The sequence below is a fragment of the Neorhizobium sp. SHOUNA12A genome (genome assembly GCF_023006505.1).
In the GTDB taxonomy this organism is placed as follows: Bacteria; Pseudomonadota; Alphaproteobacteria; order Rhizobiales; family Rhizobiaceae; genus Neorhizobium.
Window position 1 is genome coordinate 1 of the sequence record NZ_JALBGV010000180.1, and the last position, 2,666, is coordinate 2,666.

The 2,666-nt window shown below is 62.4% G+C and carries 3 protein-coding genes; 2 read left to right on the forward strand and 1 reads right to left on the reverse strand.

Annotated features, from left to right (window positions below; translation table 11 throughout):
• Both MOV63_RS32310 and MOV63_RS32315 read left to right on the forward strand, forming a co-directional pair.
• The coding region (locus tag MOV63_RS32310) for a hypothetical protein (RefSeq protein ID WP_247039822.1) at positions 1 to 882 on the forward strand (882 nt) is incomplete at its 5' end.
• A gap of 4 nt (positions 883 to 886) precedes the next feature.
• Positions 887 to 2,299, forward strand: a complete 1,413-nt coding sequence (locus MOV63_RS32315; RefSeq protein WP_247039823.1) for a peroxidase — start codon at positions 887 to 889, stop codon at positions 2,297 to 2,299.
• Here the strand turns inward: MOV63_RS32315 and MOV63_RS32320 are convergent.
• Positions 2,291 to 2,536 carry a hypothetical protein gene (locus MOV63_RS32320; protein ID WP_247039824.1) on the reverse strand — a complete coding sequence of 82 codons (246 nt, stop codon included), beginning with the start codon at positions 2,534 to 2,536 and terminating at the stop codon, positions 2,291 to 2,293. The two genes, MOV63_RS32315 and MOV63_RS32320, sit on opposite strands and share 9 nt — an antisense overlap.
• Positions 2,537 to 2,666 lie beyond the last annotated feature (130 nt).

Sequence of the window (2,666 nt, forward strand, 5' to 3'; positions counted from 1 at the left end):
GTCCGGGCCGCCGCTAGCTATGTCAACCGGCCGGGCCGCACCGCGCGGCAGGTGCGCGAGGAAGCGGCGCTGCACGACGCATTGCTCACCACGCGCCTGACCCATCCCGAAAAGGCGCCCGAGACACTTTGGCCGCTGCTGCGCAAGGCGGCATCGGCCGTTACGCTGACGCCTCTCGAGACTCCCACGATCGGCGAGCGGTTCGCCAGTTTTGCCCACCTGCTCTCGCTTCCCATGCTGGCGATCCTGCTATCGCCTCTGCTGTTGCTCGCTTCTCCCGTCCTCATCGTGATGCTGCGGCGGCGCGAGACGACCGATCCTGTCATCGCACCCCGCCCGTCGCGTGCCCGCAACGTGATGCTGTCGGCGATCGAAGATCACGACGTCGTCAACCAATATAGTGCGATTGGCAGCCTGAAGCCCGGTCGTTTTCGGCGCTGGCTCACGGTCGTAATCCTGTGGGTCATCAACTGGGGCAGCCGCCACATCTATGGTAGCGGTCGGCTAGCGCGCGTGAATACCATTCACTTCGCCAGCTGGACCTTTCTCGACGACAAGCGTCGGCTTCTATTCGTGAGCAACTATGACGGCAGCCGCGAGGCGTATAATGACGACTTCATCAACAAGGTCGCCTTTGGGCTCAACCTGTCCTTCTCGAACGGGCTCGGCTATCCGCGGACGAACTGGCTGATCGTCGGCGGCGCATGGCACGAGCAGGATTTCAAATGGTACCTGTTTCACCACCAGATCCCCACACAAGTCTGGTACAATGCGTTTCGCGGGCTGACGACCTACGACATGGCGCGCAACGCGAGGCTGCGCGTCGCGCTCGAGCGGACCCCAACAGGCGCCGACCTCACCCGGTTCGTGGCGGAGATCTGAGCCGATGGCCGTCGACTTCAACGATGTACAGGCACTTGTCCGATCAGGCTTCGGATCTCTCGGTGGTGCGCGTTACGTGCTCCTGCGCATTGTGGATGCGACGCGCGCCAAGGCTTGGCTGGCACGGGCCGAGCCGACGCGGGCGAGCCAGGTGGGCGGAGCGCATGACCTCCGCTGCGCGATGCAGATTGCCTTCACCCGTGCTGGCCTGATCGCGGCGGGCTTCGACGAAGCCGAGCTCGAAACCATGGCGCCGGAGTTCCTAGATGGCATGGCGAGTGACGGCCGGCGCTCTCACCGCCTTGGCGACGTCGGCGAGAGCGCGCCGGAGCACTGGAATTGGGGCGTCGGCGCGCGCGAACCGCACGCCTTGATTATGCTGCTGGCCAAGAAGACGATGATCGCCGACTGGGCGTCCGGCATCGAGGCCGCAGCCCTCGCCAACGGCTTCGCGCCGGTCGCGTCGTTCGATAGCTGCCCTGCCCGAGAGGATGGCGACGCATCGCACGAACCGTTCGGCTTCGCCGACGGCGTGTCACAGCCGAAGATTGATTGGAACGGTGAGCGCTCCATAAGCCCCAGCGCCAATCACGACTACAATCCCTTGATCGCGGCGGGCGAGATACTGCTCGGCCATTCGAACGAATATGGCGTTTCCGCTGGCGATGCGAACGGGGCGCTGGTCCAGCGTAATGGCAGCTATCTGGTCTACCGTCAGCTCGAGCAGGACGTAACCGGCTTCTGGCAATGGGCCGCTGAAGCTGCCGGCCCGGAGAACGCACGGTGGATGGCGGAGCGGGTTGTTGGGCGGGGTATCGATGGCAGCCCGCTTCCGGGACTGGCGACGAGCGGCGGACGAGACGATTTCCTATTCAAGGGCGACCCCGACGGTATCGTCTGTCCGCTCGGCTCCCATATCCGCCGAGCCAATCCGCGATCGGGCGACAATCCGCACGGACGGCGGGGTTTCCTGCGAGACTTGGTCTCGGCGGTCGGGCTTGCAGGCAAAGCCACCGACGACCCCGTCGCCAGCGCGCGTTTCCACCGTATCCTGCGACGGGGCCGCCCTTATGGGACGACCATCACCCCCGAGCTGGCGATGCTACCGGAGCTGCCTCACGTGGAGGCGGGGCTGCATTTTCTCTGCCTCAACGCTAGCCTCGCGCGACAGTTCGAATTCATACAGGGTGCATGGCTGATAAGCCCGACTTTCGGCGGGCTATCGCAAGAAGACGATCCGCTACTCGGCAGTCGCTGCCCGTTTCCCGACGACCGCCGCACCGACCTATTCCGATACCATGACGCGCATGGCGTCCCGCGCATCGCTCAGGATATGCCCCGCTTCGTCACGGTTCGCGGCGGCGCCTATTTCTTCCTGCCGAGCATCACTGGGCTGATGTCGATCGCATCACGCTGACGTGAGATTATCTCCGGCGATCTTTTTTGGCCTCCACCATTGGCGGGCCTTAGCGCAAGAGCGTTCACCTGATACTGAGGGTCTTTTAGGATCCGTCAGCTTGTCGAGAATGAAATTCACGTCCAGCGAATGGAAGATTTTAGGCAAAATTTTCAGTAACAAGGCTCGCTCCTGCGGTTCCACAAAAGCTTGCAACACGTCGAATGACTGTGGTTGCTCATCACCTTGCGCCATCATTACCCGGTTGTTGAATTCCCTAGGTCATGTTGACAAAGTGTCTTCTCAAATCAGTTATGGTCTGATTCAAAGCTGCTTTTTAGGAGGCAGCGATGGCACGTGGAGACCTAACCGACGCAGAATGGCGGAT

Excerpts from the sequence above, each read along its gene's own strand:
- MOV63_RS32315 (WP_247039823.1), top strand. The coding sequence starts at position 887 with ATGGCCGTCGACTTCAACGATGTACAGGCACTTGTCCGATCAGGCTTC.
- MOV63_RS32320 (WP_247039824.1), bottom strand. The coding sequence starts at position 2,536 with ATGATGGCGCAAGGTGATGAGCAACCACAGTCATTCGACGTGTTGCAA.